2 rRNA genes (1 of these 2 running past the window's edge) are annotated in these 1,644 nt (G+C 54.3%); both read right to left on the bottom strand.

Annotation, left to right across the window (positions count from 1 at the left end):
* Positions 1-13 precede the first annotated feature (13 nt).
* Positions 14-130, bottom strand: a 5S ribosomal RNA gene (rrf, locus tag ACFWCH_RS17660).
* A 111-nt stretch (positions 131-241) separates the two neighbouring features.
* Positions 242-1,644: ribosomal RNA gene (locus ACFWCH_RS17655) — 23S ribosomal RNA — on the bottom strand (it continues 1,798 nt past the right edge of the window).

Below are 1,644 nucleotides of genomic sequence, written 5' to 3'. Positions count from 1 at the left end.
TTGACTAAAAGGAGTCCGGCGGTGTCCTACTCTCCCACAGGGTCCCCCCTGCAGTACCATCGGCGCTGTGAGGCTTAGCTTCCGGGTTCGGAATGTGACCGGGCGTTTCCCTCACGCTATGGCCGCCGAAACACTATTGATGTTTCAATCAAACCTAGGTTCACACGTATGTGTGATCGAAGGTGGTTCTCGACCGTACATCGAGAACCACTCAGTGGACGCAAGCACCAACGAACGGTGTGTTATCAAGTCATCGGCTTATTAGTACCAGTCAGCTGCACACGTTACCGTGCTTCCACATCTGGCCTATCAACCCAGTAGTCTGGCTGGGAGCCTCTCACCCGAAGGTATGGAAGTCTCATCTTGAGGCCGGCTTCCCGCTTAGATGCTTTCAGCGGTTATCCATCCCGAACGTAGCTAATCAGCGGTGCTCCTGGCGGAACAACTGACACACCAGAGGTTCGTCCAACCCGGTCCTCTCGTACTAGGGTCAGATCCTCTCAAACTTCCTACGCGCGCAGCGGATAGGGACCGAACTGTCTCACGACGTTCTAAACCCAGCTCGCGTACCGCTTTAATGGGCGAACAGCCCAACCCTTGGGACCTACTCCAGCCCCAGGATGCGACGAGCCGACATCGAGGTGCCAAACCATGCCGTCGATATGGACTCTTGGGCAAGATCAGCCTGTTATCCCCGAGGTACCTTTTATCCGTTGAGCGACAGCGCTTCCACAAGCCACTGCCGGATCACTAGTCCCGACTTTCGTCCCTGCTCGACCTGTCAGTCTCACAGTCAAGCTCCCTTGTGCACTTACACTCGCCACCTGATTGCCAACCAGGTTGAGGGAACCTTTGGGCGCCTCCGTTACTTTTTGGGAGGCAACCGCCCCAGTTAAACTACCCACCAGGCACTGTCCCTGAACCGGATTACGGTTCGAAGTTAGATATCCAGAGTGACCAGAGTGGTATTTCAACAATGACTCCACGGTAACTGGCGTCACCGCTTCAAAGTCTCCCACCTATCCTACACAAGCCACACCGAACACCAATACCAAGCTGTAGTAAAGGTCACGGGGTCTTTCCGTCCTGCTGCGCGTAACGAGCATCTTTACTCGTAATGCAATTTCGCCGAGTTCGCGGTTGAGACAGTTGGGAAGTCGTTACGCCATTCGTGCAGGTCGGAACTTACCCGACAAGGAATTTCGCTACCTTAGGATGGTTATAGTTACCACCGCCGTTTACTGGGGCTTAAATTCTCAGCTTCGCCTTGCGGCTAACCGGTCCTCTTAACCTTCCAGCACCGGGCAGGCGTCAGTCCGTATACATCGTCTTGCGACTTGGCACGGACCTGTGTTTTTAGTAAACAGTCGCTACCCACTAGTCTCTGCGGCCTCCAAACGCTTTCGGAGCAAGTCCTAATACGTCGAAGGCCCCCCTTCTCCCGAAGTTACGGGGGCATTTTGCCGAGTTCCTTAACCACGATTCTCTCGATCTCCTTGGTATTCTCTACCTGACCACCTGAGTCGGTTTGGGGTACGGGCGGCTAGAACCTCGCGTCGATGCTTTTCTCGGCAGCATAGGATCATCCACTTTTTATCCGCATCGTGTCTCAGCCTCATGAGTCACGGATTTGCCTATGACTCG

Origin of the sequence: Microbacterium sp. NPDC060132 (assembly GCF_042729675.1) — a bacterium.
GTDB lineage: Bacteria > Actinomycetota > Actinomycetes > Actinomycetales > Microbacteriaceae > Microbacterium > Microbacterium sufflavum.
The sequence above is the reverse complement of the archived record's forward strand: the minus strand, read 5'-3'. Positions and strand labels throughout refer to the sequence as shown.